Genomic DNA, 21622 nt, shown 5'->3' on the forward strand with positions numbered 1-21622 from the left:
CGGCTGGCGCGGCGGGACCCTGACGGGCGGGGCTGGCTGCGCGGCGCACCACCGCCCGGCTGGGCCCGGGTACTGCCGTCGGCACTGCTGGCGGGGGTGTGCGCGGCGGAGCTGATCAGCCCGGAGCCGCTCGACATCGGGTTCCTGCTGGGCGCCATCCCGCCGCTGGCCGTGCTGGCGCACGGCCCGGTGGCGACGGCGGTGCTCAGCGCGCTGGTGGTGGTCGTGCTGACCGTGCCCGTCTTCAACCTCAACGATCCCGGCAGTACGGATCTTCTGACCGTGTGCTTCGTGTCGGTGCTGAGCGTGCTGTTGTCCTATGTCCGCAGCAGGCGGGACGCCCAGCTGGTCACCGAGCGGACCGTGGCCGAGGCGGCGCAGCGTGCCGTCGTGCCGCCGCTGCCGGAGCGGGTGGGGGCGGTGCGGTGCGCGGGACTGTACCGGGCCGCGCAGCGCGGGACGCTGGTCGGCGGCGACTTCTTCGACGTACGGGCGGGCCCCTACGGTGTCCGGGCCGTGATGGGCGATGTGCAGGGGCACGGGCTGTCGGCCGTGGCCACGGTCGCGGCGCTGCTGGGGGCGTTCCGGGAGGCGGTGCTGGACCAGCCGGACCCGGAGGCGGTGGCCGCCCGGCTCGACCGGAGGCTCGCGGTGGACTCGGCGGGCGACCCGCACGCCGAGCTGTTCGCGACGGCGGTGCTGCTCGACTTCTCCGCCGACGCCCGGGTCGTGCGGATCGTGGCGTGCGGACAGGCCGGGCCGCTGTTGCTGCGGAACGGGCGGGCCGTCGAGCTGGACGTCGAGCCGTGCACACCGCTCGGTCTCGGTCTCGCCGAGGCCGCTCCGTCCCGGGTCGTCTCCGTGCCACTGCGGGCCGGGGACCGGCTCTTCCTCGCCTCGGACGGGGTGACCGAGGCCAGGGACGCGAGCGGGGCCTTCTACCCTCTGGTGGAACGGCTGCCGGGCCTGGCCGCCGAGGACCCGGCCGCGCTGGCCGAGCGGGTCTGGGCCGACCTCGTGCGGCACTGCCCGGACGTCCAGGACGACGTCACGATGCTGGTGCTCGCGCCACGTCCGCGGGACGGGCTCTGACAACGGCGGCCGGCGGCGGCCCGCGATGTTTCGCGGGCCGCCGCCGGCGGGGCCGTGAGACCGGTACGTCAGTCCTTGATCTCGCACTCGTTGCCGAACGCGGGGTTGAGCAGCCCGATGACGTTGATCGAGTTGCCGCAGACGTTGGCGTTGATGTCGATCGGGATCTGGATGACGTTGCCGGAGAGGACGCCGGGGCTGTCGGTGGCGATACCGACGGGGCCGTCGTTCGCGCTCGCCGTACCGGCGAAGGCCAGCAGGGCGGCGCAGGCCAGGCCGGCCGCGGCGGTCACACGTGTGCGCATGGAAAAGCTCCTGTCGTTCGCAGGGACACGTGACTCCACCGTCACCCGGAGTAGGGCCGTGCGACATCCAGGGGCGTCCGAACGGGGTGCCGGGGCCGGGACCGCGCTCTCCGGATGCAGGCCGCGCTCCCGGGGGGAATGGTGATAGCGGACCCGTTTTTCAGCACCGGGGCCGCCCCGGCGATCCGGACCCTAGGAGCAGAGAACATGTCGACGTCAGAGCCCGCCGCATCCCGGCCGTCCGAGGACCGCGCCACCCCGGACCGCCTGCTCCACGCCCGCACCGGCACCGACGTGTCACCGGAGGACCTCGTCCTCGCCTCGGGCAAGGACATCACCCCGCGCAACATCGAGTGGGCCAAGCGCAAGCTGGCGGCCGAGGGCCCGGCCGCCTTGGAGAAGCTCCTGCCCTAGCCGCCCTCGGCACGCGGAAAGCCACCGGCCCGGCGCGGATGCGCTCGGGTCCGGTGGCCTCGTGCGTGCCGGCGTGGGCTCACGCCGGCACGCGGGTCACAACCTGCCGTCGCCCTCGGGAAAGACACCGTCGTCGGAAACGGTGTCGTCCCCGGGAAGGGCTTCGTCGTCCTCGACGACGTGCATGGCGGCCTCCTCCGCGCCGGCCGCCCCGCCGTCGATGCCGACGTCCGTCGCGACGGTCTCCTTCGTGGTGTCGGCGTGCGTGCCCTCGTCCGGGGCGACCAGCCGGCCGGCGCGGGCGGTGCCCGCCTCGGGGTCCACCGGTTCGCCGTCGCTGTCCGGGGTGTCGCCGACCCCGTCCCCGGCCGGCTCGGCGGACACGTCGGGGACCTCCTGGGCCAGCCGTTCGTCGAGGGTCTCGCCCTCGTGCTGCTCGGCTGCGGTGGTGCCGCGCTTGGTGACGCCGAGGGGCTTCTCCGGCGGGGAGTAGCCCTCGTCGAGGGTGTCGTCGTACGTCCGCTCGTCGACGGCGTCCTGCAGGTCCAGCGGCGCGGCGTCCTCCTGCTCCTCGTTGGTCCCGGTGGGCTGGTACGCGTCGTCCGCCATCGGTTCGGAGCGCATCGGTTCCGTGCCCATCACTCCTGCCTTCCTGTCGCGCTGCTCGACTCGTTCGTCTGTCCTGTCCATTCCGCGTTTCCCGTAACGCGGGCTTCAACCTCGGCGGATGCGCCCCGGCCGAGGAGCTGCGGCCGGGGGTGTGAGCGCCTGCTACGAGTACGTCCGGGGGGCCAGGTCCCCCGACCACTTCTCCTCGATGCGCCCGACCCTCCACACCACGAGCGCCACCACCCATGTGGCGAAGAACAGGGCGACGACCACGTAGCCGAGGACGTTGAGGTCGAGGCCGGAGATCCAGCCCCAGAAGGGACCGTGCAGGTTCAGCTGCCCGGCGAGGAGGCCGAGCAGTTCGGCCGATCCGATGAGGAGGGCAACGGCGACGGACAGGCCGGTGATGGTGAGGTTGTAGTAGACCTTGCGGACCGGCTTGGAAAAGGCCCAGCCGTAGGCGAAGTTCATGAACGAGCCGTCGACGGTGTCGAGGAGGCACATGCCCGCGGCGAACAGGACGGGCAGGCACAGGATCGCGTACCAGGGCAGTCCGGAGGCGGCGCCGGAGCCGGCCAGGACGAGCAGGGCGATCTCGGTGGCGGTGTCGAAGCCGAGACCGAACAGCAGGCCCAGCGGGTACATGTGCCAGGGCTTGGCGACGGACTTCATGACCCGGCCCAGCAGGCGGTTCATGAAGCCGCGGTTGTCCAGCTGTTCCTCCAGGGCGGCCTCGTCGTAGCGGCCCGAACGCAGGGCGCGGAACAGCTTCCAGATGCCGGCCAGGATGACGAGGTTGACGCCCGCGATGAGGTAGAGGAACGTCCCGGAGACGGCCGTCCCGATCATGCCGGTGACGTCGTGCAGAGTGGAGCCGTCGTCGCGGACGGGACCGGCCAGGGTCTTCACGCCGACGGTGAGCAGGAAGGCCAGGGCGAAGACGACGCTGGAGTGGCCGAGGGAGAACCAGAAGCCGACCGACAGCGGCCGCTGCCCCTGCCCCATCAGCTTGCGGGTGGTGTTGTCGATGGCGGCGATGTGGTCGGCGTCGAAGGCATGCCGCATGCCGAGCGTGTACGCGGTGACTCCGATGCCGACGCCGAAGGTGTGGGCGCCGATGGCATGGTGCTCCGGGGTGACGATCGCGACGAGGGTGAACCAGCCGATCACGTGCAGGGCCAGGATGAAGGCCGCCATCCCCCCGGCCCTGGTCCACTCCCGCCGCGTCATGGAGCTGCGGACGCGGTGCCAGGCCGTGCGCCGGGCGGGGGCCGGTGCGGGGAGGGGCGGAGTGGACCCAGGGGCGGCCGTCATCGGGGAAGGTCTCTCTGTCGGATGAACGGCTGCGTCGGACAGCCTTGCGCCATCCTCCAGCACCTGCAAGTCATGTGCAGTAAAGCCCGCGACAGGTCTTGTCCACGGAACCGGAAACTCCGCCTGCGGGCCGTCCCTGCCGCCGGGTGTCACACCCCGGCGTTCGGTCCGTCCGGCCGGGTGTGCCGCTGCTCGACCATCTCGCGGCTGAGCTCCTCCGTCTCCCCCTCGGTCAGCCGCTCGAAGCCGTCCTCGGTGATGACGGAGACGATCGGGTAGATGCGGCGGGTGAGGTCGGGGCCGCCCGTCGCGGAATCGTCGTCCGCCGCGTCGTACAGCGCCTGGAGCGCGGCCAGGGCCGCCTCGCGGCGCGACATGCCCGGTCGGTACAGCTTCTTCAACGCACCCCGGGCGTACGGCGATCCGGAGCCCTCGGCGTGGAAGCCGAACTTCTCGTAGCGGCCGCCGACGACGTCGAAGGAGAAGATGCGGCCCCGTGCGCCCTCGGGTGCCGCGGGGTCGTAGCCGGCCAGCAGCGGGACGACGGCGAGGCCCTGCATGGCCTGGCCCAGGTTGTTCCGGATCATGGTGGACAGCCGGGTGGCCTTCGCGGCGAGGGTCATGGGGATGCCCTCGATCTTCTCGAAGTGCGCCAGCTCGACCTGGTACAGCTTCACCATGTCCACCGCGAGCCCGACGGTGCCCGCGAAGGCGACCGCGCAGTGGTCGTCTGCGGGGTGCACCTTCTCCAGGTCGCGCTGGGCGATCAGGTTGCCCATCGTCGCCCGCCGGTCGCCCGCGATCAGCACGCCGTCCCGGTGGGTGAGGGCCAGCACGGTCGTGCCGTGCGGGGCGCCCTCGGCCCGGACGCCGTCCGGAAGGACCCGACGGGTGCTCAGCAGCTCGGGGCGGTGGGCCGCCAGGAAGTCCGTGAACGACGAGGAGCCCGGGGTGAAGAACTCCGCCCCCGGCCTGCCCTCGTGGTCGCTCGCCGCCATGCCGTTTCCCCCCTCGATCGTGACCGTCAACCGACTCCTACCTGAGCCGGAGAGGCGGGAAACGTCATCCGAGGCCTCAGCGGCCCGGTGCGACGCGGACGTCCAGGTCCGAGATCCTGTGGACGGGCCAGGAGCGGGCGTAGCGCGGCGGGGTGGCGCCGGCCCGTGCCAGGTGGGCGACCGGGAGACGCTCCGCGGTGCTCAGGATGCCGGCCACGGTGATGTTCTCGTTGTTCCCGGACGTCTCCCCCGAGGAGCAGCCGGTGTAGTAGCCGATGGGGATGGCCTCGTGACCGGTGAGCAGACAGGGCGCGCGGACGCCCAGCCGGTGCAGGGCGTCCGCGGTGCGGCCCCAGTCGCGGCGGCTCTCGGTGTTGCGGGACACGACCCCGTGCAGAACGGCGAGTTGTGCCGCGAGGTGCCCGGCCAGGCAGAGCGCGACGAGGGTGGCGGCCACCGGGCGCCAGGTACCGCGCGGGGTCCTGACCAGGTGCCACAGGGCGTCGGCGACCGGGATCGCGAGCAGCGCGTAGGCCGGCTGGAGGAAGCGCGGAGCCGCGTAGCCGATCATGAAGAGGTACGGCAGCGCGGCCGTGGCGGCACAGGCCAGCGCAACCAGGGTTCGTTCCAGGCGCCGGGCCCGGGCCGCGACCAGCAGGCCGGCGCCGGCCAGGACGGGCAGGGCGAACCACCAGAGGGTGACCAGGGGGGTGGGCATCGGCCCGGTGCACGGCCGGCACAGGGCGCGTCCGCCGAGACTGCGCAACTGATCGTCGACGGCGATCTGCCAGCCGAGACCGCCCTGGATCCGGGAGGCCTCCGCCAGCCGCTCCCCCAGTCCGCCGTAGGCGGCGTACGCCTCGATCACCCAGGGCACGGCACCGGCCGCGAGGCCCGCCACAAGCACGAGCAGGAGTCGAGCGTGGCGGCGCACCAGGGCGAGGACGAGCAGCGGCGCGGCCACGTAGGCCGCGTCGGTGGGACGCATCCAGGCCATGAGCGCGGTTCCTGCCGCGAGCCCCCACAGGATTCCCGGGGAGGAACGTTCCGCCCGGACCTGAAGGAAGCAGCCGACGCTGACCAGGGCTCCGATCGCGACCCAGTAGTTGGCCATGGCCTGCGGACCGTAGAAGAGGGTCATCCACAGGGACGCGAAGAGGGCCCCGGCGACCACCAGAACGCGAGTCGGTAACAGGCCCCGCCAGCAGCGCAGGGCCAGGTAGAGGGCGATGCCGGACAGCAGGGCGAGGTAGACCCGCAGCAGCGGGACGGACGACGACCAGGAGGCGACGGGTGCGACCAGCAGCGAGACACCGCGGGAGCGGGGGGCGCTGAAGAAGGCCGCGGGGTGATGCGAGGTGACCTGGCTGACGTAGACGATCTCGTCCCAGCCGAGGCCCAGGACGGGCCGGACGAGGGTGAGCTGCGCGAGGGTGAAGACGACGGCCAGCGCGGCGAGCGGCCGGCTGCCGCGCGCCCCCGAGGAGGTGCGCGGCCCGGCGGGCCGTTCGCGTTTTCGCCTGCCGACGAGGATGGCGTTGGCGCCCTGAGACATGTTCCGCCCCTAACCCTGATGATCGGAAAACACGATCAAGCTAACCCGCGGGGCAGTGGTGTGCAGGGCGGAACGGCCAAGTGCCTGCCCCGGGGCGCGGGTCAGCGGGCGTTCGGGGCGCGGTGCGGGGGCTGGCCGGGGGCCGGACGGTGGGTCAGCTCGGGGATGGGCCGGGAGACGGGGGCCTCCTTACCGACCGTCAGTTCGGTGCCGTGGTGCCGGATGGTCAGGGGCGTGCCGTGGACCAGGGAGTACGTGGCCCGGTCGGCGGTCAGTTCCACCCGCAGGCACCGGCCGAGGAAGCCCACCGTGAAGGCGAGCCGGCTGTACCGCTCGGGCAGGCGGGGTGTGAACCGCAGGGCGCCGTCGCTGCATCGCATGCCGCCGAACCCGGCGACCAGCGCCATCCAGGTGCCGGCCAGGGAGGCGATGTGCAGCCCGTCGCGGGTGTTGTGCTCCAGGTCCCCGAGGTCCATCAGCGCGGCCTCGGCCGTGTAGTCGGCGGCCAGGTCGAGATGGCCGGACCGGGCGGCCATGACGGCCTGCACGCAGGCGGACAGGGAGGAGTCGCGGACGGTCAGCGGCTCGTAGTAGGCGAAGTTGCGGGCGATCTGCTCCTCGTCGAAGAACTCCTCGAAGAACGCGCCGCAGGTGTACATGGCCAGCACCAGGTCCGCCTGCTTGATGACCTGCTTGCGGTACAGGTCGAAGTAGGGGAAGTGGAGCATCAGCGGGTACTGGTCCGGGCCGGTGCGGGCGAAGTCCCAGCGCTGGTAGCGGGTGAAGCCGGCGTGCTGCTCGTGCACGCCGAGTTCCTCGTTGTAGGGGACGTTCATGGCCTCGGCCGCGTCCCGCCAGGCGGCCATCTCCTCCTCGTCGGCACCCAGCCGCGCGGCCTCGTCGGGGTGGCGTTTGCAGGCGTCGGCGGCGGCCAGCAGGTTCGCCCGGGCCATCAGGTTGGTGTACGTGTTGTCGTCGGCGATGGCGCTGTACTCGTCCGGTCCGGTGACGCCGTCGATGTGGAAGGTGCCGCGGTCGTCGTGGTGGCCGAGGGAGCGCCACAGGCGGGCGGTCTCCACCAGCAGCTCCACGCCGACCTCGCGTTCGAAGGTCTCGTCGCCGGTGACGGCCACGTAGCGCACGACGGCGTCGGCGATGTCGGCGCCCACGTGGAACGCCGCCGTGCCGGCGGGCCAGTAGGCCGAGCCCTCCGATCCCTCGATGGTGCGCCAGGGGAACGCGGCACCGCGCAGACCGAGTTGGGCGGCGCGGTCCCGGGCGGCGGGCAGGGTGTCCAGGCGCCAGCGCAGGGCCTCGGCAGCGGACTTCGGCGCGGTGTAGGTCAGCAGGGGCAGCACGAACGCCTCGGTGTCCCAGAAGGCGTGTCCGTCGTAGCCGGAGCCGGTGAGACCCTTGGCGGGGATGGCGCGCTGTTCGGCCCGGGCACCGGCCTGGAGGACGTGGAAGAGGGCGAAGCGGACGGCCTGCTGGATCTCCTCGTCGCCGTCGATCTCGACGTCGGCACGGGCCCAGAAGTCGTCGAGGTAGGCGCGCTGGTCCTCCAGGAGCCCCTGCCAGCCGCTGTGCCCGGCAGCGGCGAGGGCTGCCTCGACCTGGTCGCTCATGGCGGGCCGGGAGCGGACGCCGGACCAGCCGTGCGCGACGAGCTTCTCCACGCGCAGCCGCTCTCCCGGTTCCAGCACGGAGGTGACGGTCAGCCGGGACACGTCCACGTTGGACTCACTGCTCGTGGTGGTCCGTTCGGGGCCGGTGACCTTGTGGTCGGCCGCCACGGCGACCCTCAGGCCGCTGCGGCGGGTGCGGTGGACCAGGCGAAGCCTGCTGCCCTCGGCGAGGTCCTCCTCCGGCTCCAGCGGCGACTTCAGCGCCTTGGCGGCGCGCGGATCGCCGTCCGGTTCGGGCAGGCTCTCGTTGGCGACGAGTTCGGACTGGACGACCACCCGGGTGCGGCTGTCGACGGGCTCGACCTCGTACGCCACGGCGGCTATCGCGCGCTGGGTGAGGGACACCAGCCGTGTGGAGCGCACCCGGACGGTGGAGCCGGCCGGTGAGGTCCATTCGCAGACCCGTTCCAGGACGCCCCGCCGCAGGTCGAGGGTCCGCTCGTGGGCGACGAGCCGCCCGTAGCGCAGGTCGAACGGCTCGTCGTCGACGAGCAGCCGCAGCACCTTGCCGTTGGTGACGTTGATGGTGGTCTGGCCGGACTCGGGGTAGCCGTAGCCGGCCTCGGCGTACGGCAGCGGGTGCAGTTCGTGGACGCCGTTGAGGTAGGAGCCGGGCAGGCCGTGGGGTTCGCCCTCGTCGAGGTTGCCGCGCCAGCCGATGTGGCCGTTGGACAGGGCGAAGACGGACTCGCTCTGCGCCAGGACGTCGAGGTTGAGCGCCGTCTCGCGTACGGCCCAGGGCTCGACACCGTACGCCCGCTGTGTGATCACTGCGTGTCCCCCAGTTCGGCGAGGTCCTTCACCACGACGTCGGCGCCGTGCCGGTACAGCGCGTCGGTCTGCCCGACCCGGTCGACCCCCACGACGTAGCCGAAACGGCCCGCGCGGCCCGCGTCCATTCCGGCCAGGGCGTCCTCGAAGACGGCCGCTTCGGACGGCTCGACGCCGAGGTCCTCGGCGGCGGCGAGGAACGTGTCGGGGTGCGGCTTGCCGGGCAGCTTGCGCTCGGCGGCGACCACGCCGTCGATGCGCACGTCGAAGAAGTGCTCGGCGCCGATCGAGCGGAGCACGTCACGGCAGTTGGCGCTGGAGGAGACGATCGCGGTGCTGAGTCCGTGGGCCCGGACGGCTTCGAGATAGCGCAGTGTTCCGTCGTAGGCCTCGACGCCTTCGGTGCGGATCTTCTCCAGGACCAGCTCGTTCTTGCGGTTGCCCAGTCCGTGCACGGTCTCGGCGCCCGGTGGGTCGTCCGGGGCGCCGTCGGGCAGGTCGATGCCGCGGGAGGCGAGGAAGGTGCGCACCCCGTCGGCGCGTGGTCGCCCGTCGACGTACTCGTCGTAGTCCGCCGCCTCGAACGGCCTGAAGTCCGCGCCGTCGCGCTCGCGCAGGAAGGCGTCGAACATCTCCTTCCAGGCGGCCGCGTGCACGACGGCCGTCTTGGTGACGACGCCGTCGAGGTCGAAGAGACAGGCGTGGATGTCTGCGGGAAGACCGAGCTGCGTCATAAGGGACCCGTTCCCCGCCCGGCGACCTTCCAGTGAGTGGCGCACGCCACACGCAGGGGGTGCGAGGGGGTGCGGAGCTCACGGCGCCCCGGCCCTCACCGGGTGACAGACTCTCCGTGTGCCGCTCACCTTCGACTACCTCCTCCACCGTGCCCGGGCCCTTCCTCAGGGCGGCCGGCGCGCGATCCTCGGTATCGCGGGCAGTCCCGGCGCCGGCAAGTCGACGCTCGCCGAGCGCCTGGTGCGGGAGTTGAACGACGCCGGTGACCCCTGGGTCGCCCACGTCCCCATGGACGGCTTCCACCTCGCCGACGCCGAACTGGAGCGCCTCGGCCTGCGGAGCCGCAAGGGCGCGCCCGAGACGTTCGACGCGGCCGGGTACGCGGCCCTGCTGCGGCGGCTGCGCGAGGAGCCGGGGGACGTCGTGTACGCCCCGGGCTTCGAGCGCGTCCTGGAGCAGCCGGTCGCGGGCGCGATCCCGGTGCACCCGACGGCCCGTCTGGTCGTCACCGAGGGCAACTACCTGCTGCTGAACACCGGAGCCTGGCCCCGCGTCCGTCCCCTCCTCGACGAGGTGTGGTTCTGCGACCTGCCCGAGCGGGAGCGTGTCCGCCGGCTGGTCGCCCGTCACGAGCGGTTCGGCAAGACGCACGAGGAGGCGGCGGCATGGGTCGCCCGCTCGGACGAGCGCAACGCCGAGCTGGTCGCGGCGACCCGGGGACGGGCGGACCTGGTGGTGCCGGGCGGGGTATGACCGGCCGGCCCCGGGGCAGGTCCGCTTCCCTCAGGACCGGCGGGCGCGCAGTGCGACGGTGAGTGTCTGCGGGCCATGTCCCCCGACGTAGACGCGGTTCCCGGTCGTCGCGTCGGTGCCGCCCACCACGGTGTAGTCCTGCCCCGGGTCGTACCGCAGCACGTCGCTCCGGTCCGGCCCGGCCAGGGGTTCGCCCGCCTCGACGACGGCCTCGACGCGAATCTCGTCGCCCCCGGCCCGGTAGGTCATCGGCCCGGCCTCCAGGCACCAGCGTCCGTCGCCGATGGGTACGGCGCCCTCGGGCTCGCCACCCGGGCGGAAGGTCAGTTCGAGGGCCCAGGGCACCCGTGGTCCGCCGATGTCGATGTGCAGGTCGGCACCGTCCTCCCGCAGGTCCACCTCGACGCGGGTGGTGTGGGAGACCTCGTCCCGAGGCCGGTCCGGGAAGGCCATCGCGGCCGAGAAGCGCCCCTCGTCCGCGAGCCGGTAGACGCCGTCGTCCCGCCGCTGGTCCGTCGGGAGCGGCTGGTAGTAGGCGGCCGTGAGGGTTTCGGTGAGCCGGTACCGGTGGACGGCGGGCCGCTGCATCTCGGCGGCCCGGAACGGGCCCAGGTCGAAGAATCCCCGGGAGAGGCGCACCGCGTCGAGGACCGCGTCACCGGCGAACAGGCGCAGGAAGGTGGGGTTGCAGGCGAGGCCCGAACGGATGCGCCGGTGCTCGGGCACGTCGGAACCGCCGTACACCACCGTGTGCGCGGTGGCCGAGGCGCGGGCGGCGAGGCGCGCGGTGGTGAGGTACCGGTCACGCGGAAGTGTCTCCGCGTCCGGTGCGGGCAGGACGCGGGTCAGGTCCGGGGTGAGGAGGGTTTCGGCGAGCAGGTCGGGGTCGTCGATGCCGCCGGCGGCCGCCAGTCGCGCCGCCCGGCTGAAGTCGCCCCGGCCGGTCCGGATCGCGAGCAGCCGGTAATGCGGCAGGTAGGGCGCCAGCGGGAACGGGTGGTTCTGGTCCTGCCGGCGGGAGAGGACCGTCTCCACGGTGCCGTCGGGCCTGATGAGGTCCAGGGTCGTGGCGAGATTGCGTTCGACGGCGTCCACCAGGTCGGCGCGGCCGAGGACGCCGGCCAGCAGCAGCAGCGACGGATTGGACACGTGGACCGCGTAGTTGGCGCTGCGTTCCGAGTACAGGCCCTCCGCGTCGATGTCGACGCCCTCGGCGAGCCACTCCTCGATGCGGTCGGGCAGCCGGTCGTCGGGGAACGACCGGTGCAGCCGGGCCAGCGCGGCGCACAGCTCCCAGCGGTGGTTCGGGGTGTGCACCCCGCCGGTCAGGAGACTGCCGGAGGCGGCGCGGGCGATCTCGGCGAGCGTGGCCGTGACGTCGCGCAGTTCGGGCCCCGCGCCGGCGGCGAGGACGTGCGCGTCGCACACGTCGTTGACGGTGAACCCGGAGTCCGGCGGTGACTGCACGTTGTCGCCGCCGGCGAACAGGCCGGTGGCCGTCTGCGTGGCGCGCAGGGCGCGCAGGTGGGTCGTCGCGGCGGCGAGAGCCTGCCTGCTGCCGTGCAGGGCCGACTCCGGTGACCGGTACGCGGCGATCAGGGTCTTCACCCGGCGTGCCAGGGCGCGGTGGGGCACACCGGCGGGTTCCTCGCCGGGGGCGGCAGCCAGTGGGGTGGCCGCCCGGTCGGCGGCGCCGGCCACCGCGCGGACGAACTCGTGGTCGAGCGGGGTGGTCACGGTCAGTCCTTCAGTCCGGCGTTGATGTCGGCGTTCATGACGTAACGCTGGAACACCAGGAAGACCACGATCAGCGGGATCATGGAGATGACCGAACCGCCCAGCAGCACCGACCAGTTGATGTTCTGCGCCCCGACGAGGCTCTGGATGCCGATCTGCACGGTGAACTTCTCGGGGTCGTTGAGCATCAGCAGCGGCCAGATGTAGTCGTTCCACCGCCACTGGAAGGACAGGATGGCCAGCGTCAGCATGATGGGCCGGGAGATCGGCACCATGATCCTCAGGAAGATCGACAGCTCACGCGCGCCGTCGATGCGGGCGGCCTCGATGAGCTCGTCGGGGACCGTCAGGAAGAACTGGCGGAACATGAAGCATCCGGTCGCGGTGAGCACGGCCGGGAGGACGATGCCCGCGAGCGAGTTGTAGAAACCGAGGTCGCGGACCACCAGGAAGAGCGGGGCGAGCATGACCTCGCCCGGCAGCATCGTGGTGGCGAGGATGCCGACGAAGAAGGCCTTGAGCCACTTGTTGTCGTACTTGGCCAGCGCGTAGCCGGTGCAGCAGCTGACTCCCACCGTGAGGATCGTCGCGATCACACACACGATGGCGGTGTTGATGAAGTACTGGGAGAAGTTGGCGCTGTCCCACGCCGCCTCGTAACCCGACACGGTGGGGTTCGTCGGGAACAGCGTCAGCGGGAGGGAGAACAGGTCTCCGGCCGGCTTGAAGGAGCTGAGGACGAACCACAGCACCGGCACGCCGTAGAGGGCCGCCAGGACCCACAGGAGTGTCGTCGCGGGGATCGCGCGCCGCAGCCCGCCACTGGCCGCGCTGCCGGGCCGCTTCCCGGGAACGGCCCGTGCGGGCGTGGAGTCGGCCTTGCGCGGCGTGTCTGTGGTTGTCATCGGTTCTCCACCCGCCGGTTGACGATCAGCTGGATGATCGCGACGGCCATCAGGATGAGCATGAGCACGAACGACGCGGCGCTCGCGTAGCCGATCTGGCCCGATTTGAAGCCGGTCTGGTAGATGTACTGGACCAGCAGGTTGTTCGATGTCCCGGGTCCGCCGTTGTTGAGGGAGGCGAACAGCGGGTATTCCTTCATCGCGTGGATCGTGTTGAGCAGGATGACGATGAAGGACGTCGGCGCGATGCTCGGCAGCGTGATGCTGATGAACTGGCGCCATGGTCCGGCGCCGTCGAGCGCGGCCGCCTCGTAGTAGGACGTCGGTACGTTCTTGATCGCCGCGATGAACAGCAGCATGGAGAAGCCCGTCCAGGCCCAGGATGCCGCCACCACCACGACCAGCAGCGACAGGTCCGCGTTCGACTGCCACGGAACGGCGCTTCCGCCGGCCTTCTCGATGAGGTAGTTGACCAGTCCGAAGTTCTCACCGAACAGCCAGCGCCACAGGACACCCACGACGATGGGCGACAGCAGCCACGGGATGAAGAAGAAGATGCGGGCCACCGACACGCCCTTGGCGTGCTTGCTCACCAGCACGTTGGCGATGAGCAGCGAGAACACGAAGTTCAGCGGCACGAAGAGGACGGTGTAGAGCAGCGTCCGGGTCGTCGCGTCGTAGAAGGTGGAGTCCCCGAACAGTCTGCTGTAGTTGTCCAGTCCGACGAACTGGAACGCGCCCACACCCGTGTAGTTCGTGAAGGAGTAGACGAGCCCGATCACCGCCGGCCACACGAAGAACAACGCGAAGAGCACGACGTTGGCCGCGATGAGGACGAGCGGCGCGACGGTGTACTTGCTGCGTCTCCTGGGCGGGCTCACGGTCACGTCCGAGGCGCGTTTTGTCATCTTCCTGACTCCGTGCTGGTGGAATGGGTTGCTGTGGCTCACGCCGTGAGCCCGGCATCACGTGGGCGCCCGGGTCCGGGCGGCGGGGCCGGGAGACCGCCGCCCGGACCGGTCGGCCTACGAGCCGCCGCCGACCTGCTGGTTGTAGCCGGCCACGATGTTCTCCAGGGCCTTGTCGGGCGACTGCTGGCCGTTGATCGCCTTGCCGAGTTCCGTCTTGGTCGGGTCCTCGGTGAGGCTCTTGCCCTTCAGCACCCACCGCGTCTGCGCGCCGTTGAAGTAGCCGGAGATCGGGGCGTAGAGCGGGATCGACTCGTTGTACAGCTTGAACGCCGCCTGCGCCGCCTCGGACTTGAAGGGGTACTTCGGGTTCAGGCCGTTCTCGACCGGCAGGAAGCCGGACGCCTCGCACAGCACGCGGTAGTTGTCCGGCTCGTAGATCCAGGACAGGAACTTCTGCGTGGCGGTGGCGGCGTCACCGTTGTTGTTGAAGCCGACCATCATGCCGCCGCTGTTGACGTCGCTGGCCTGCACCGGCTGGGCGGGAGTCGGGACGCTGGCCCAGTCGAACTTCTTGATGCTCTCGGAGAAGGCGGCGACCTGCCACACGCCGGACCAGTAGGCGACCACGTCACCGCTCTGGAACATGGCGGACGGGTCGGCGCCGCTGGTCCACACCGACTTCGGCATGGTCTTGTTGTCGTTCCATCCGACGAAGGTGTTCACGGCCTTCTTGGTCGCCGCGTCCACCGAGAACTTGCCGGAGGAGTCCGCGTGGACGTACTTCCCGCCCATCTCGTAGACCATGGCGCGCAGCCGGGACGGCGACTGGTCGAAGGTCAGTGAGTACTTGGCGCCGGTCTTCTCGCGGACCTTGTTCGCCGCCTTGATGAACTCGGTCCAGGTCCAGGTCTTCTGGGGCGAGGTCGGGAAGGAGACGCCGGCCTTCTCGAACAGGGTCTTGTTGATGAACATGCCGGACGCGGTGACGTCCGAGGGGATGGACAGCACCTTCCCGGACGAGTCCTTGGCGATGAAGTTGGGGTTGATCTTGTTGCTCTTCTTGTTGGCGATGGAGCTGAGGTCGATCAGCTTGTTCGCCCAGATCGGGTCCAGCGCCGGCACCGCCGCCACATCGGGCAGGGAGTTCGCCTGCGCGGCGTTGTGCAGCTTCGTCGGGTAGCCGTCGTAGGGGATGTTGACGAGCTTGACGGTGACGCCGGTGTCCTTCTTGTACTGCGACACCATCTTCTTCCAGCCCGCGTCCTGCCCCGGAACCGTGGAGATCCAGAACGTCAGCGACTTGGACGTCCCACCCGAGTCGCCACCCGAGCCGCAGGCGGAGAGCAACAGGGCACCTGCCGTGGCCACGGCAGCGAGGGGAACCACACGGCGTATGCCGCCGCGGCCGAGTCGGCGGGAGCGCCGCACACCCACACTGATCATCTTCGATCCCTTTTCGTCGTAGCGGAGGAAGCACGGCGCCAGCCGAGGCGGCACGGGTGCATTGTGAAGGAGATTTCGCTTTCCGGGGGCACGGCCTCGCCCGGCCGCGTCGCCTTGTCGGGTGGTGTCCCCGGCCATGACGGCCGGCGTCGCACAAGCTCGCCCTCGTGCGGCTGCCGTACTTCGCGTACGGGCGGGAGGCTCACCCGGAGTCGGCGTCCCGGCCGACTTAGAAAGCGCTTGTCCGGACATTGGCAGATCGAGTCGGAGGCCGTCAATCCTTCGCCCCCGCGGACTCGGTCACGGTTTGGACTCCTCGCAGGACCGCGAGCCGGGCGGCGCCCACGACGGTGCCGAGATCACCGACCGTGCTGCTGACGACCTCGGTGGGCCAGCTCAGCCGGGCGAGCTCGGCCCGCACACCCGGCAGGAGCTGCGGGTACGCGCCGGTGCTGCCCCCCAGCACGACCAGCCCCGGGTCCAGCACCGCGGTCACGGCGGCGGCGAGCCGCCCCACGTCCACGGCGTGGCGGTCGACGACGGCGCGGGCGGCGGCACGGCCCTGCCCGGCGAGGGCGAAGAGCTGCTCGGCGGTATCGGGGCACGGCCCGTCGGTGTCGGGCCAGGCCTCGGCCGCACGCCGCAGCAGGGAGCGCGCGCCGATGTACTCCTCCAGGGCCTCGTGGCGGGGTTCGCGGCCGTCGTCCCACGGGTAGGGCAGCCGGGCCAGTTCACCGGCCGCGCCGTTCGCTCCGCTCAGCACCTGGCCGCCGACGACGATGCCGAGACCGATACCGACGCCGATGCGCAGGTAGCCGAAGGTGTTCCGGCCCCGGGCGGCACCTTCGTGGAGCTCGGCGAGGGCGGCGCAGTTGACGTTGTTCTCCAGGTGGACGGGGACGCCCGGCGGCAGCGCCACGGCCACGGCGTCGAAGACGGGGCCCGCCTTGGCGGTCGCCGGACGCATACCGGCGCCCTCCTTGCGCGGCGCGGTGACGTCACCGACGGCGACGACGATGGTCCGCAGCGGGGCGTCGGCGGGCAGCGCGCCGAGCGCCTCGCGCACGACGTCGGCGGCACCCGCCCGGGAGCCCGTGGCCTCGGCGAGCAGCGTGCCGTCCAGGGCGCAGCCGCGGACCCGGGTGAGGGCGGGGCCCAGGTCGACGGCGAGCACGGCCCCCGCGGCCGGCCCGAGACGGTAGACCGCGGCGTTGCGCCCGGTGCCGCTGGAGGCCGTGCCGGAGTGGGCGGCGAGCCGGACGCCCTCCAGTTCCGCGACGGCGGCGGACACCGTCGGCTTCGACAGGCCCGCGAGACTCGCGAGCTGCGGCCGGGTCGCCCGGCCGGCCCCGGCCAGTACGGCGAACACCGCGCCCGCGCTCTCGGTCAGGCGGGGGGCTCTTGCCACGTCAGGTTCCAACAGTTCCCCCACACGGGTAACGGGCCGCGCTCCCGGGCCGGCCGTCCCGGATCGTCTCGGGTCGTCTCGGATGGTCTCGGGTCGTCCCCCTCGGGACGCGGCGAAGGCATTCCTCTTGACGCACTGTACTTCGTTAGTTAACTTCCTAACGAAGTTCACGGTACTCGCCTGCCGTGCTCCGCCAGAAGCCCGTCCCGGGGCTTCCTGAGTCCTCAACTGCCCGTCCCCCAGGCACGGTTCGCCCGCCGTCGCAGCACAGTGCAACGACGAAAGGGGTTCCGTGCAGGACATCGCGACCCTCGTGGTCGGTATCGACGTGGGCGGCACCAAGACGCATCTCCGCGCACTCGCGGGCGACACCCTCGTGGCCGACCACGTCCGTGCGAGCGGCGGCTGGCGGCCGCACGACCCGGTGGCAGCCGCCGGGTGGCTGGCCGCGCTGGTCGCCGACGCGCTTCCGGCAGGTGCCCGCCCGTCCGCCGTGGCCGTCGGCGGGCACGCCTGCGAGACCCCGCGCCAGTGCGCGCAGATCCGCGCCGCGCTCCAGCTGCACTTCGACGCGCCCGCGCTGGTGGTGGGCGACGCCCAGCTCCTCGTCCCCGCGGCCGGTCTGGACAAGGGTGTCGGCCTGGTCGCCGGCACCGGTTCGGTGGCCGTGGGGCGGCTGCCCGACGGCACCGCCGTCCAGGTGGGCGGCTGGGGCGCCGTCCTCGGCGACGAGGGCGGCGCCGCCGGACTCGTCCGGGAGGCGGCACGGGCCGTGTGGGCGGCCCACGACCGCGGTGAACAGCCCGACGCGCTCGCGCTCGGGCTCATCGCCGCGCTCGACGTGCCCGAAGTCCCCGCGCTCGGCGCGGCTCTGGAGAGGGCCACGCACGTCTCCGCCGAGTGGGGCCGGCACGCTCCCGCCGTCTTCGCGGCGGCCGCCGACGGCTCCGCGCTCGCCCGGACCGTCGTCGACGAGGCGGGCTGGGCGCTTGCCGCGCTGGTCACCCGGCTCGCCGACCGCGGGGTCGTGGTCGACGACGTGGTCGTGGCGGGCGGCACGGTGCTGTCCCAGCCCGAGCTGTTCGACGCGTTCACCGTCGCCCTGGCCGAGACGCTGCCCACGGCCCGCGCCAGACCCCTTCGCGTACCACCGGTCGAGGGCGCGGTGGCGCTGGCGCGGTCGCTCAGGTGAGCCGGGCCACGCGTTCACCCGCGGGCCACGTCCCGGTCGCCGGACCCTCGTCGTCGGGACACCGCCCGCCCATCGAATCAGGCAGGATCGCACGACTTCACCCGGCCTCACGGCCGCAGAACTGAAGAGAGGCACACCCATGCCGTCATCCGCCGGGCACCACTCCCCCAGCCTGAACCGGAGGGGTTTCCTCAGAACCTCCCTGGGCGGCTCGGCCGCGCTGGTCGCCGCGCCGACCCTCGTCGGGTGGCTGGGCGCCGCGGACGCCAAGGCCGCCACAGCTCCCGCCGCGTTCGTCGACGACTACAGGACCAACGTCCTGGCGAACCTCACGCCCGAGACGAACGCGGTCGTCCGGGCTCTGGGGGGTTTCGCCCAGGTGTGGAAGACCGGCACCTGGAACACCGGCGTCCCGCTCATGCCGGACGTGCTGCGCGCCAACGTGCGGTACTGCGAGCGGATCACCGCCGACCGCACCGAGGCGGAGGCCAAGGAGGCCTTCGTCATCGACCGCCAGCACCAGAGCTACTCCATGATCGGCGGCCTCGGCCCGCTCGCCGCGCTCTACAAGACGGGCGCCAAGGCGGTCACTTCGATCACCAGCGCCCCGGACGGCACCCCACCGGCCAAGATCAGCGATGCCGTGCCCGCCGACGCCCCGGCCGGCTCCGCACTGGGCGCGGGCTCGTACGACTCCGAACTCGGCCTGGTGGCCCGGCTGGTGGACACCTTGCGCGGCAACTGGGCCTCCAGCAACCCGGCCAAGTTCGCCTACCAGTACCCGCGCCCGTGGCGGATGAACGAGGACAGCGAGGTCGTCGACACCGGCGAGACGGACGAGTTCGGCTTCCCGGTGTACGAGTCGAAGGTCGTCGTCGCCCCGCAGCTGCTCCGCCAGCGCAGCGACAAGCCCGCCGACGACGGCGGTTTCCCCAGTGGCCACACCAATGCCCTGCACCTGGCGTCGCTGGCCTACGCGTACGCGGTTCCCGAGCGCTTCCAGGAGCTGGTGACGCGTGCCCTGGAGCTGGCCCACACCCGCATCGTGGCCGGCATGCACTCCCCCGTCGACGTGATCGGCGGACGGGTCATGGCCACCGCCCTGGCCGCGGCCACCCTGGCCGACCCGGCGAACGCGGAGCTCAAGGCGGCGGCCCGCGCCCAGGCCCTCGCCTACTTCACGCAGCGCACCGGCACCACGGCGGACACGCTGTACGACTACGCCCACCCGGGCACCGGGGACGCCTACGCCGACCGCGACGCCAACGCCCGCTCGGTCGGCCACCGGTTGACGTACGTCCTGCCGCGCCGCGGCCGCAAGGACCCGCTCACCGTGCCGAAGGGTGCGGAGGTACTGCTGGAGACGCGCCTTCCGTACCTGACCGCGGCCCAGCGGCGCGAGGTGCTGCGGACGACCGCGCTGCCCTCCGGCTATGTCCTGCTGGACGGCTTCGAGCAGTGGGGCCGGCTGAACCTGTTCGCCGCGGCGGACGGTTACGGCGCGTTCGACCGGGACGTCAGCGTGACACTGGACGCGGCGGCCGGCGGCTTCCACGCGGCCGACAGCTGGCGCAACGACATCGAGGGCGACGGCGGTCTGACCAAGCTCGGCTCGGGCACGCTCACCCTGACGGGCCACAACCGCTATCACGGCGGGACCGTCGTCGAGGACGGGATGCTGGTCGCCGGGTCGCGGAACGCTCTGGGCGAGGGCGACGTCCGGGTCACCGGCGGCACGCTGCGCGCGGACAAGGTGCTGCGGGTGCGCGGCTCGTACGTCCAGGACGGCGAGTCGACGCTGGAGCTGCTGCTCCGCAGGAACCACGGTCCCGCCCTCACGGTGAGCCGGCGGGTCCTGCTCGGCCGGGGCAGCGTGCTGTCGCTGCGGCTCGACCCCGAGCGGCCGCCGGTCGCGGGGACGACCCTTCCCGTCCTGTCCGCCGCGCAGCTGCGCGGCCGGTTCGACCGGGTCGAGCTGGACTCCGAGACGCTGCTGGCCGTCCCCGTCCACACGGCTGACGGGTTGTCGGTGCGACTCGTGCGGAGGTAGCGCTTTCCACGGCGGGGGCTGATGCACAGTTGGGTCCATGAGGGCCCTCCGGATCGCTCCCGCCGTTCCCCGGCCGGTGCCGCTCCCGCCCCCGGCACCGGCGGGCGGCGCGCACCGGCCCGGCAGGCGGTGGCCGGTGCCGCTCCTCGTGGCCGTGCTGCTCGCGCAGATGGCCTTCGCAATGATCACGACCGCCGTGCGGCAGACCCCGACGATCGACGAACCGGTGTACGTGGCTGCGGCCGCCCAGTACCTGCACGAGCACCGGCTGCGGCACAACCCCGAGCATCCGCCGCTCGGCAAACTGCTCATCGGCGCAGGGGTCGCCCTGGCGGATCCGCACCTCGACCCGGCCTTCGCCGGCGACCAGGGGCGGTCGGGCCGGCATCTGCTGTACGAGTCGGGCAACGATCCCTGGCGGCTGATGCTCCTGGCCCGCCTGCCGGTGATCGCGCTGACCCTGTCGTTCGGGCTGGTGGTGTTCGTCTTCGCCCGTGAAGTGGCCGGTACGCTCGCGGGGTTGGCCGCCCTCGCGCTGTACTGCTTCTCCCCCGACGTCATCGCCCACGGCTCACTCGCCACGCTGGACGTACCGGCCGCCGGGTTCGTGCTGACCTCGGCGTGGCTGGTGTGGCGAGCCCGCCGGCGACCGTGGCTGTACGGGCCGCTCGCGGGAGTGGCGCTGGGCGCCGCGCCGGCCACGAAGATGAGCATGCTGCCCGCTGTGCCGGTGCTGGTGGCGCTGACCGCGGTGTCCGTGCGGCGGTCGTCCGGCGGCAGTCGGCGCCGGGCCGTTGCGGCGGCCGGTGGGGTGGCCCTGATCGCGGTCGCCGTCGTGTGGGTCACGTATCTGACGGTCGATCCGCGGCTGCGCTGGGCTCCGGATCAGCACGTGCCGGTGGTGCGCGGGCTGCGGGGGCTGCTGGTGGAACTGATGCCGTTCCCGGAGGCCTACCGGGACGGGATGCGGGTGCAGTTCGGGCTGGAGAACCGGCCGTGGCAGGGATTTCTGTTCGGGCAGCTGTACGACGGCTCGCTCTGGTACTACCTGCCGGCCGCGCTGCTGGTGAAGACGCCGCTGGGGATGCTCGTGCTGTGGGCCGCGGGTGCCGCGGCCCTCGTCGCGGTCCGGCGGCTGCGGCCTGCCGCGCCCTGCGTGCTGGCCGTTCCCCTGGTGCTGCTCGTGGCGGCCATGCAGGGGGCACGGGATTTCGGGACGCGGTACGCGGTGTTCCTGCCGCTGTTCCTCGCGGTGGCGGCGGGGTGCGTGGTCGTGGTGCGGCGGCGGTGGGTCCGGGTGGGGCTGACCGCTCTGGTCGCGTTCGCCGCCGTCAGTTCGGTGCGGGCGTACCCCTACTATCTGCCGTACTCCAACGAGGCGTTCGGGGGGCCGGGCAGGACCCGGGAGTGGCTGCACGACTCGAACGTCGACTGGGGGCAGGACCTCGGGCGGCTCGCGGACCGGCTCCGCGAGCGGTATCCGGGTGAGCGGGTGTGGCTCGTCTACAAGGGCAGTGGTGTGCCGTCCTTCTACGGCATCAAGGCCCTCGATCCCCGGCGGGTGCCGGTCCCTGAAGTGCGGGGCCTGCTGGCCGTGTCGGACTCGGCGGCCGCGAAGGCCACGGGGCGGCTGGCCGAACTGATCGGCGACAGCCGCCCCGTGGAGGACGTCGGGCACTCGATCACGCTGTACCGCCGCCGTTGAGCGGTCGCGCGCGTACGTCAGTGGTTCGCGTGTCAGTGCG

The 21622-nt window shown here is 72.0% G+C and carries 18 protein-coding genes; 6 read left to right on the top strand and 12 right to left on the bottom strand.

Annotated elements, in window-relative coordinates; all coding sequences use genetic code 11:
- Positions 1-3 precede the first annotated feature (3 nt).
- Positions 4-1092 (top strand): PP2C family protein-serine/threonine phosphatase, encoded by a 1089-nt coding sequence (locus GTY56_RS36410; RefSeq protein WP_161369566.1) that lies wholly within the window; start codon positions 4-6, stop codon positions 1090-1092.
- Between the two features lie 68 nt (positions 1093-1160).
- Here GTY56_RS36410 and GTY56_RS36415 read toward each other — a convergent pair whose 3' ends face one another.
- Complete coding sequence (locus tag GTY56_RS36415) at positions 1161-1397, bottom strand: chaplin (protein ID WP_161369547.1); 237 nt, start codon at positions 1395-1397, stop codon at positions 1161-1163.
- 207 nt (positions 1398-1604) lie between these two features.
- On the opposite strand from GTY56_RS36415, the gene GTY56_RS36420 reads away from it, so the two are divergent.
- Complete coding sequence (locus GTY56_RS36420; RefSeq protein ID WP_107457994.1) at positions 1605-1811, top strand: hypothetical protein; 207 nt, start codon at positions 1605-1607, stop codon at positions 1809-1811.
- A gap of 96 nt (positions 1812-1907) precedes the next feature.
- Here GTY56_RS36420 and GTY56_RS36425 read toward each other — a convergent pair whose 3' ends face one another.
- The 6 genes from GTY56_RS36425 to GTY56_RS36450 all read right to left on the bottom strand — a co-directional run bounded on the left by GTY56_RS36425 (position 1908) and on the right by GTY56_RS36450 (position 9477).
- A complete protein-coding gene (locus GTY56_RS36425) occupies positions 1908-2435 on the bottom strand; it encodes a DUF5709 domain-containing protein (protein ID WP_161369567.1) in 528 nt (175 codons plus the stop codon).
- A 147-nt stretch (positions 2436-2582) separates the two neighbouring features.
- Complete coding sequence (nicT, locus tag GTY56_RS36430) at positions 2583-3734, bottom strand: Nickel transporter NicT (protein ID WP_161369548.1); 1152 nt, start codon at positions 3732-3734, stop codon at positions 2583-2585.
- 149 nt (positions 3735-3883) lie between these two features.
- Positions 3884-4732 carry a proteasome subunit beta gene (gene prcB / locus GTY56_RS36435; RefSeq protein WP_161369568.1) on the bottom strand — a complete coding sequence of 283 codons (849 nt, stop codon included), beginning with the start codon at positions 4730-4732 and terminating at the stop codon, positions 3884-3886.
- A 76-nt stretch (positions 4733-4808) separates the two neighbouring features.
- Positions 4809-6287 carry a glycosyltransferase 87 family protein gene (locus GTY56_RS36440; RefSeq protein WP_161369549.1) on the bottom strand — a complete coding sequence of 493 codons (1479 nt, stop codon included), beginning with the start codon at positions 6285-6287 and terminating at the stop codon, positions 4809-4811.
- Positions 6288-6388: 101 nt separating this feature from the next.
- On the bottom strand, positions 6389-8743 hold the full coding sequence (locus tag GTY56_RS36445) for a glycosyl hydrolase family 65 domain-containing protein (RefSeq protein WP_161369550.1): 2355 nt from the start codon (positions 8741-8743) through the stop codon (positions 6389-6391).
- Complete coding sequence (locus tag GTY56_RS36450; protein ID WP_161369551.1) at positions 8740-9477, bottom strand: HAD family hydrolase; 738 nt, start codon at positions 9475-9477, stop codon at positions 8740-8742. Before GTY56_RS36450 ends, GTY56_RS36445 begins: the two co-directional genes overlap by 4 nt.
- A 118-nt stretch (positions 9478-9595) precedes the next feature.
- On the opposite strand from GTY56_RS36450, the gene GTY56_RS36455 reads away from it, so the two are divergent.
- The gene (locus GTY56_RS36455) at positions 9596-10231 is read left to right on the top strand and encodes a nucleoside/nucleotide kinase family protein (RefSeq protein ID WP_161369552.1); all 636 of its coding nucleotides are present in this window, start codon (positions 9596-9598) and stop codon (positions 10229-10231) included.
- A 30-nt stretch (positions 10232-10261) separates the two neighbouring features.
- On the opposite strand, the gene GTY56_RS36460 is transcribed toward GTY56_RS36455, so the two are convergent.
- The 5 genes from GTY56_RS36460 to GTY56_RS36480 form a co-directional block, all read right to left on the bottom strand.
- The gene (locus GTY56_RS36460) at positions 10262-11968 is read right to left on the bottom strand and encodes a hypothetical protein (protein ID WP_161369553.1); all 1707 of its coding nucleotides are present in this window, start codon (positions 11966-11968) and stop codon (positions 10262-10264) included.
- Between the two features lie 2 nt (positions 11969-11970).
- Positions 11971-12873, bottom strand: coding sequence for a carbohydrate ABC transporter permease (locus GTY56_RS36465; RefSeq protein WP_161369554.1), 903 nt, complete (start codon positions 12871-12873; stop codon positions 11971-11973).
- Positions 12870-13781, bottom strand: a complete 912-nt coding sequence (locus GTY56_RS36470) for a carbohydrate ABC transporter permease (protein ID WP_161369555.1) — start codon at positions 13779-13781, stop codon at positions 12870-12872. Before GTY56_RS36470 ends, GTY56_RS36465 begins: the two co-directional genes overlap by 4 nt.
- 117 nt (positions 13782-13898) lie before the next feature.
- The gene (locus tag GTY56_RS36475; RefSeq protein ID WP_161369556.1) at positions 13899-15227 is read right to left on the bottom strand and encodes an extracellular solute-binding protein; all 1329 of its coding nucleotides are present in this window, start codon (positions 15225-15227) and stop codon (positions 13899-13901) included.
- A 274-nt stretch (positions 15228-15501) separates the two neighbouring features.
- The gene (locus GTY56_RS36480; RefSeq protein WP_346345662.1) at positions 15502-16635 is read right to left on the bottom strand and encodes an ROK family protein; all 1134 of its coding nucleotides are present in this window, start codon (positions 16633-16635) and stop codon (positions 15502-15504) included.
- Between the two features lie 292 nt (positions 16636-16927).
- Between GTY56_RS36480 and GTY56_RS36485 the strand changes: the two genes are divergently transcribed.
- The 3 genes from GTY56_RS36485 (at position 16928) to GTY56_RS36495 (ending at position 21582) form a co-directional block, all read left to right on the top strand.
- Positions 16928-17827 carry a BadF/BadG/BcrA/BcrD ATPase family protein gene (locus GTY56_RS36485; RefSeq protein WP_161369558.1) on the top strand — a complete coding sequence of 300 codons (900 nt, stop codon included), beginning with the start codon at positions 16928-16930 and terminating at the stop codon, positions 17825-17827.
- A gap of 139 nt (positions 17828-17966) precedes the next feature.
- Positions 17967-19877, top strand: a complete 1911-nt coding sequence (locus GTY56_RS36490) for a phosphatase PAP2 family protein (protein WP_161369559.1) — start codon at positions 17967-17969, stop codon at positions 19875-19877.
- Between the two features lie 37 nt (positions 19878-19914).
- Positions 19915-21582: a phospholipid carrier-dependent glycosyltransferase gene (locus GTY56_RS36495; RefSeq protein ID WP_161369560.1), complete on the top strand. Its 1668-nt coding sequence runs from the start codon at positions 19915-19917 to the stop codon at positions 21580-21582.
- Positions 21583-21622: the final 40 nt, after the last annotated feature.

The sequence above is a fragment of the Streptomyces sp. SID5643 genome, assembly GCF_009872555.1.
Lineage (GTDB): Bacteria > Actinomycetota > Actinomycetes > Streptomycetales > Streptomycetaceae > Streptomyces > Streptomyces iakyrus.

Coding starts and splice junctions, on each gene's coding strand:
- GTY56_RS36465 (WP_161369554.1), bottom strand. CDS start 12,873: ATGACAACCACAGACACGCCGCGCAAGGCCGACTCCACGCCCGCACGG.
- GTY56_RS36470 (WP_161369555.1), bottom strand. CDS start 13,781: ATGACAAAACGCGCCTCGGACGTGACCGTGAGCCCGCCCAGGAGACGC.
- GTY56_RS36415 (WP_161369547.1), bottom strand. CDS start 1,397: ATGCGCACACGTGTGACCGCCGCGGCCGGCCTGGCCTGCGCCGCCCTG.
- GTY56_RS36420 (WP_107457994.1), top strand. CDS start 1,605: ATGTCGACGTCAGAGCCCGCCGCATCCCGGCCGTCCGAGGACCGCGCC.
- GTY56_RS36425 (WP_161369567.1), bottom strand. CDS start 2,435: ATGCGCTCCGAACCGATGGCGGACGACGCGTACCAGCCCACCGGGACC.
- prcB (WP_161369568.1), bottom strand. CDS start 4,732: ATGGCGGCGAGCGACCACGAGGGCAGGCCGGGGGCGGAGTTCTTCACC.
- GTY56_RS36495 (WP_161369560.1), top strand. CDS start 19,915: ATGAGGGCCCTCCGGATCGCTCCCGCCGTTCCCCGGCCGGTGCCGCTC.
- GTY56_RS36450 (WP_161369551.1), bottom strand. CDS start 9,477: ATGACGCAGCTCGGTCTTCCCGCAGACATCCACGCCTGTCTCTTCGAC.
- GTY56_RS36440 (WP_161369549.1), bottom strand. CDS start 6,287: ATGTCTCAGGGCGCCAACGCCATCCTCGTCGGCAGGCGAAAACGCGAA.
- nicT (WP_161369548.1), bottom strand. CDS start 3,734: ATGACGGCCGCCCCTGGGTCCACTCCGCCCCTCCCCGCACCGGCCCCC.
- GTY56_RS36475 (WP_161369556.1), bottom strand. CDS start 15,227: ATGATCAGTGTGGGTGTGCGGCGCTCCCGCCGACTCGGCCGCGGCGGC.
- GTY56_RS36490 (WP_161369559.1), top strand. CDS start 17,967: ATGCCGTCATCCGCCGGGCACCACTCCCCCAGCCTGAACCGGAGGGGT.